The sequence below is a fragment of the uncultured Aliivibrio sp. genome, from assembly GCF_946479765.1.
Lineage (GTDB): Bacteria > Pseudomonadota > Gammaproteobacteria > Enterobacterales > Vibrionaceae > Aliivibrio.
In genome coordinates, this window is the sequence record NZ_CAMLHO010000086.1 from 1 (window position 1) to 7033 (window position 7033).

Sequence of the window (7033 nt, forward strand, 5' to 3'; positions counted from 1 at the left end):
TGAACGCTGGTTTTAATAGTATGGCTAAAAACTAAACACTCATGCGGTCGCCCTGGTTAGTTTGTTTGCATTAACAGCTAATGATGATAATTTTGAATTTCGGTTACCATTGATTACTTTTGCTGCCGCACCAATTCCACCATTATATGAGATAATAGATAAATACATCCGTGACTGTTTATTATCAACTCGTTTTAAATAACGAGTATCCAAGATATTTAGATAAGCAGTACCTATATCAATATTGAATTCTGGATTAAATAGTATTTCAGGGGAAAGTAATTGTTCTTTCCCTAAATAAATCTTAGTTACATCTCTACCCGCAGATGTCGGGACGACTTGCATTAAACCATAAGCAGGAATATGAGACTGTGCCATAGGATTGAAATGACTTTCAGTATGCATAATCGCAAGGATTAATTCAGGTTCAACACCCCACTTATCCGACGTTTTACTCACATGTGGCAGATAAATCATAGCTCGCTTAGCGACTTTATTCTGTGGTACGGCCATGCTAACACGAGTTACTTTCAATCCATTTTTCTGCGTGTAACTCGACTTTGTTTGTGCCATCAATAATTCTTTAGAGCTAACATCTGGTAGCACTTTCGCTTTTGATTCTATTTTATTAGGTTTGATTTTTGTCGCTGCTAATACACTATCTTTGGTATAGGCATTTGTTGTTGTTTGATTTTCTAGCTCAGAAACTTGGCCTTTAATGATTTTATTTATTTGTTCTTCTGAAAGATCATTACCAACAACCTCAACCACAACACTGCCTGTTTCAAAATCCACAGAACGTTTTACTTGATCATTATTAGAATATTGAACCCATTTTGATTTATTCGTTAGTTCTGGAATATCCCATGTTTTACTTAATTTTTCTTTTGCTTTATTAAAAGCAGATAAATAAGAAGTCTTAGACTGTTCAAATTTATCAATATTCTCTTTTTTAGAGCTTTCAAAAGAAGAAAGCATACTCGCTTTCTTCTTTTCAAAAGCATCAACTGAATCAGACGCATGCACTACGGCTAAGCTCGAAAAACAACTTAAACCGATTACAAGTGATTTTACAAATTTAGCCGTAGTCATTGAATTACATACCTTCTAGTGCTTTAGCGATATCGTCAGATAACTGCTTATTTTGTGCAGGCGTTACATTAGTTGGTAAGGAGTTTGGTGCATTCTCTTGTACAACCTCAAGCGCTAAATCAATATTCTGTTGTAACGCGGCACGTGGCATACCTACATGAACATAAACATGACCATTCGGACCTGTCATCGTACGAATGATTTCAGTTCCTTTTAGTTCGAAATTAACTAATGCTTCTGAAACATCTTTAGTTGCACCAGCACCACCAGCTGCGCCATCAATACCTAACGTTCCGCTCGATGATTTAATCGTAGCAATTACATCCGTCTTAAACTGACCAGCAAGTGTTCTATTTGCATCTAAAATAGCTAACTGACGCTGATGAGCTACTCCACCTGATTTGTTTGCACTTGAACCAGACGCCTGTTTTGCATACATTTCGCGGTTAGTATTTGGCTCACATTTCCATTTTGGAGCTGCTACTTCATAATATTCCCCACCAAAATTACACTCTAAATATGCAGGAGATTTCTCTACTACTGGCTGGCTTTCTTGTTGTGTTGACTGGCAGCCAACTAAAGCCATTGCCACTACTGATAAAGCTAAGATTTTTTTCATTGTCATATCTCTTGGTTATTTAATTTTAGGGAGCTCTCACTCCCTGTTTTAATTTATGATTTGCTTGATTAAAAATCGTCTTCATCAATTGTTGGAGCATTCAACAACGAACTACTATTAGATTTAACCTTACTTGATGAAGTAGAGTGAGATGCAGTACTCTTCGTCGAATTAGATACATTTTCTATTTCTTGCTCTACATCATTAGCCGATACAGGTGATGTTTTCGACATTTCAAGTTGCGTGTCTAAAGTTTTATGAACAGCTTGGCTTACTTTATTACTTTTATTTGCGCTACTTGCTGCTTGATAAGCAGAATACTCCATCTTTAATGCTTCTGAAGCACTACTTGAAGAAATACCATAAGCTACGACATAAATCTTTTGTTGAGATATTGGATGTAAGACTGTTTTTGTAAATAGAGGAGATAAACCATTTACTTGGCGATTTTCTATTGATTGACGAGTTGTTTCTGCAAAGCTTGTTGCTATCGCCGTGTGATCTTTGCCATTCAGATCACCAGAGCGAGTTTGCATAGCAATTTCAGCCTGCTTTTGAGTTTCTACATCGGCATATAACGCCATCGCTGCCTCCTTTTTAGCCATCAAATCAGCAATGCCTTTATTTTTTCGAATAAGTGAAGACGACCCTTCAACAGGCATTGAATATGCACCGATAAACCAACGATCACCATCTTTATCAACGTATTGACGAGGACCAACTAGTGTTGCAGCTTCTTGTGCTTGCAACCACTTTTGTACAGTTAATGCTTTTTTAGGTTTTAAAGTCACCGGCTCACCAGTAACAATTGCTTTTGCTGCTTGCTCTAATTTAGGACTCCAAACCATCAGTGTTGATACTTCATACTTTTCTTCATCAGCATTCCAAGATTCTGCTTGAAGTAATACCGATGCACCCATGATCGGCGCTTTTGCCAAAGTTTCAACACGACTAGTCGATTCTAATTTTGTTTTGCCTTTAATTGCGCTAGCTTGCTTCATAATTTCAGACATTTCTGTCTGAGCTTCTACATAACGCTGTTTTGCCTTTTGGTACTGCTTTATTTTTTTATCTTCGAGTTTTCCCGCGCTGTATGACTCATCAATTTTTTTTATTAATGCGTCTATATAAGCATCACGACGATCTTGCCATGTAACACCTGTTAACTTTGCCGCTTCTTTCGCATCAACTTCTGCTAATAGTTTTTCTAGTGTACGCTGCTGTGCTTCAACTTTTTTATTTAACTTTACATATTGTGCATTTAGCTCAGCATGAACATCAGTTCCGGGAGCTGTTAACTGATCGACCGCACTCATTTGAGTACGCATAAACTCAACCATTTTAGCTTTAGCACCCATCGTTGCCATCATTGCGTATTGAGAGCGTTTCGTGATAAATGAATCATCATAGCTCGGGTCTTCAGAATCAAACATTTCAGTATTAACAACAAATAGACGCTTTTTATTAGCATCCCATCCTTGGCTCCAACCTTTTTTATTTAGATCTTCTAAAATTTGCTGCTCTGCGGAAACATATGTTTCCTCATTAATTTCAGCTTGAACGAAAGGTTCTTCTACCATTGCAGACACAGCGTCTAATGCTGGAGAATCTCCCTTAGCAATAAAGTCTTCTGCTACCACATTACTAGATAGCGCCAAACTGATTACAATAGCTAAAGGTGTTAGGATTTTTTTCATTTTAATTACCTATTTGTTTCTTCGCCCATGACGAAAATTGAACATGATTATTTAACAAAACTAACCAACGATTTAGTTCTACAGATGATTCTAAATTTATATTTTTCTCTGCTAAATAGAAATATACCCAAGACTCGGAATTAGTTGGGTCTTGTAAAACATATTGAACTACAGCAGCATGCGATTCTTTATTTTTCCCTAACGCCCTATATATATTTGCTAACATTTTCCAATAATTAGCTTTATTAGGGTTTAAATTAATTGCAAGCGTCAAATCATCAATAATTTGTTTAGAATTCTCACCATTATTGAAATTAACTTCTGCTTTTTTATACAAATTTTCCGCTAGAATATCACTTGGATTTTCATTAAAAAATTTCACTAAGCCTTGATATAATAACGATGTTGATATTACATTATTAATATCAAACTCAGAATAAGGATTTTTCGATAAGAGGCAATATTCCTGAACACAAACATTACTATTATCTGTAGGCCTCAGATTTATTGATATCGCATCTTCGAGTATTAGCATCTCATATATAGAAGCTAATCTATCCAAATCTAAGCTATGTAAATATGATGATAGTTTTAAATAGTCACCTTCAGATAAAGCATTAAATAGCAACTCTGTTGCAATATTTTCAACTTCATTTTTTGGTATTTTAATACCGTTATTCTTAAATAAATCAGCTTTAATCGTTACAACATACTCTTGAGTACATAGATCTACCTTTGAGTTTCTATCAAAAACTAGCTGATGTGGGATATTTGACACCACATTGTAATTAGCTGAAACAACATCTTTAATATCGCCTTTCAATGGTTCTGATAGCCCTAATATATCATCCGAAAATGATACATTTCGCTTAGTAACTTCATTTACTAATTGTTTATAAAATAGTTTTTCAGCTTCTTTAGACTCTTGAGTCCCTGCATACTTTTTTTGAGTTAAACACTCTTGTTTAACAACAAAGAACACCCACTGCTCATCATCATAAACACCTGTATCTTTTTCACTATATTTAGATTCATAAATATCATAAACCGTATTTGCATATGATAAAAAAGAAGCTAGTAGTGAGAATATGAGTATAAAATACTTCATTAGCTTCTCACGATATCAAAGTACGCGGCATCGCTATCTACTTTTTTCATATGTGGTCTACGGCCTTTGCCTTCTTTTTTAAATGTGGAATATATTTCTTTTAAACTTTGATCAAAAGCTTCACTTAGCGGTCCAGAGAAACGGTAATCCAACGTCATCGTTTTATATTTCTTATCCCACTTCCAGGTTTCAACGTTTCCGCTTGTTCCATTATTTAAAACATGTTTAAAAATATCAACATCTGTTTGTTTGGCATTCTTTAGAACAATTTGATAAACAATGCCTTTTTCTGCATGACGCGCTAAAGATTGAATAACTTCAACGCCCATTTTTTTCTTCATCTGCTTATAAGCAATATGTTCTGAAACTTGTTTTGCTCTTGATACTGGCTGAACATAAATACGAGTTTTCATTGGATTATTATTTATCGTAAATAATATATTGCCATTCTTATTATATTTAAGAACAATACTCAATGTTGTTTCAATACCTTTCGAACCTTTGTGGTCTTCTACATTTGATTGTCTTTGCTTTAAATAGAAAGTATGTGTCGCCTTTTTCTTTCCATCATTAATTGTGAAACCAAGACGCTCAAGCTCATCAATCATCCAATCTGATTTTTTATCATTTTCTGAGTTAATAGCAAAAACAGGCTGACCTAGCACTTGAGTGTAAAAATTAACATCATTTAATAATTTACTCGCATCAACAATTGCTTCGATAATAACGTAATATTGACCACGAGATATATCTTCATCAAGCATTTCATAGCTACTTACATAGCCTTCTGTTTTTGTTGATATTGCAACCGCAATTGCATCATTAAACTTACCCGACTTACCTTGCATCATAACGCCCTGAGCTTGCTGAACTGCGTTATGAATCGCATCATTTAATGCTTTTTTACGAGCTTCTGTTTCACCAACTTTCATTGATGCCAAGCCTTTAGATTCTACTGTTTTAGCACCTTGTTTAACTTGAGCAATAGATTGATTGCTTGCGTCTGTGGCAATAATGATTGTGTTACCTGAATGACTATTACCAGAATTAGCCGTTGAGCGAAGTGATGCCGCTTGTTTAAGATCTGTTTGGGTAATAACAATTGCAACAAAGTAATCACCGTCATATTGACCAGATTTCAATTGCTTTGCAGCAGACAATTGCCCTTTGAAACTAGTATTAACAACATCAACAAAGCTTTCTCTGGAAAACTCTCGTGTCCCATTTTCATCTGATACTGTAATATATTTCATTGAAGCACTAGTATTACCGCTCATGGTTACGCCATTGATCATTTCAGATAATTGACGTAATGCTCCCATTCTTGCTTCTTCAAGTCCTTTATTTTCATTTGAGCGACTTGATGTACCCATAGCTACTACGTAATAACCATCAATTTTATTTTTTCCTGACCGAGTTCCCCCTCCATTTTCTAACATAGAGAAAACATCATCCATCGGTTCGGCATTTAACGCCCCTATAGCAAATAAATTTATTGTTGCAGTTATCAATATTGCTGCATAAAAATTACGTAGTAGTTTAAGCATTATTATAGTTTCCAGTCTTCTGGTGTACCTACAGACACAGCATAAATTTTATTACGCTTAAGGTAATCTTTGCCCATCGCTTCTAGTTTCTTTTTCACATCATCAGCATCAAGGTCATCTTTTTTCCAAATAAACATAACGCCTGAGCCACCATTCGTCTTTGGTGTTACTTCACCAGAAGCGATTGGTATATCTAAGCCATCATCACTTAAAAATAAAACTACTGGCTGTTTAGTCGCAAAACCTTGGTCGATACCGGCATCGATAGCAAAACGTCCATTTCTAAAGTTTGTTACACGACCACCAACAGGGTAGTAATCCATTGTTCTATTAACTAATACTTGAATTGCTTTTTGAGCGGCTTCTTTGTAAGCTTCTTGAAGTTCATTATGATTTCTGAAATCAAACCCGCCTTTATATTCACCATCAATCACTAAGAATTTTTTTGCTGGCATATTATGGCGAATTGGTTCAAAAGAATGGACAATCTTACCCGTTGTTGGATCAACAACTTTAGTTGTCACTAAACTTCTAAAAATAATCTCATCATGAGAACGTAAGTTTTTAATTACTGTCCCCAAGGCAATTGAAGTTTCAAAAACATATTCAGGATTCAACTGCTCACCACGTTGAATAGAACCATCTTCAACAGTATTTTCAGCTTGAAAAGCAACTTCATAATCACAAGCATCACAATTACGAGTTAATACTTCATAACGTTTAGTCCTTGCCAACTCATTTTCTAATAATTTGGCGATAATCCCATTATCAATTTGAGTTTTTTTAGCATCTTTTTCAAAACGCACATGATCTACGTACGCTGCAATACTCATTTTATTAAATGCTTTTACATCGTAATTACTTGGTAATTCAATATTTTCACTTTCAAATAAAGCTTCTCTACTAACCTTTTCTATTTGAGAGTTTGATTCAATATCCGCTTCTGAATTAACTTTTAAGCCGGTAGACT

At 35.1% G+C, this 7033-nt stretch carries 6 protein-coding genes; all 6 read right to left on the reverse strand.

The features are described 5' to 3' along the window. Nucleotides 1-39: 39 nt before the first annotated feature. Entirely contained in the window at nt 40-1092 is a 1053-nt protein-coding gene (locus tag Q1K78_RS16630) for a transglycosylase SLT domain-containing protein (RefSeq protein WP_300181470.1), read from the reverse strand. A gap of 4 nt (nt 1093-1096) precedes the next feature. Beyond that, nucleotides 1097-1711: a hypothetical protein gene (locus Q1K78_RS16635; protein WP_300181471.1), complete on the reverse strand. Its 615-nt coding sequence runs from the start codon at nt 1709-1711 to the stop codon at nt 1097-1099. A 68-nt stretch (nt 1712-1779) separates the two neighbouring features. Continuing rightward, on the reverse strand, nt 1780-3408 hold the full coding sequence (locus Q1K78_RS16640) for a hypothetical protein (protein WP_300181473.1): 1629 nt from the start codon (nt 3406-3408) through the stop codon (nt 1780-1782). A 1-nt stretch (nt 3409) separates the two neighbouring features. Next, nucleotides 3410-4516, reverse strand: a complete 1107-nt coding sequence (locus tag Q1K78_RS16645; RefSeq protein ID WP_300181475.1) for a hypothetical protein — start codon at nt 4514-4516, stop codon at nt 3410-3412. Then, complete coding sequence (locus Q1K78_RS16650; protein WP_300181476.1) at nt 4516-6063, reverse strand: hypothetical protein; 1548 nt, start codon at nt 6061-6063, stop codon at nt 4516-4518. The genes Q1K78_RS16645 and Q1K78_RS16650 overlap by 1 nt, the downstream gene beginning before the upstream one ends. Nucleotides 6064-6065: 2 nt before the next feature. Then, nucleotides 6066-7033, reverse strand: a 968-nt coding sequence (locus tag Q1K78_RS16655; protein ID WP_300181478.1) for a penicillin-binding protein activator LpoB, incomplete at its 5' end; no start/stop codon positions are given.